This window comes from Janthinobacterium sp. BHSEK (assembly GCF_056174685.1).
Genome location: NZ_JBWBYV010000155.1, coordinates 1 through 266, shown reverse-complemented (window position 1 = coordinate 266; position 266 = coordinate 1). Strand labels below are relative to the sequence as shown.

Here is a 266-nt window from a genome sequence, read left to right as displayed (position 1 = left end):
TAGAAGGCACTTAGGCAAATCCGGGTGCGGAATTCAAGGGGATGGGACGAGTGAATTTATTCACGAAGCAATCGGAAGTGGTTCCAAGAAAAGCCTCTAAGCTTCAGTCATACGAGACCGTACCGCAAACCGACACAGGTGGGCGAGATGAGTATTCTAAGGCGCTTGAGAGAACTCGGGAGAAGGAACTCGGCAAATTGGTACCGTAACTTCGGGAAAAGGTACGCCCCGGTAGCTTGAATGGTTTACTCCATGAGGGTGAAAGG

Annotated in this window: 1 rRNA gene; it reads left to right on the top strand. The window is 50.4% G+C overall.

Annotation, left to right across the window (positions count from 1 at the left end):
• A 23S ribosomal RNA gene (locus tag AC0V2Y_RS27805) occupies positions 1–266 on the top strand; the annotation flags it as partial.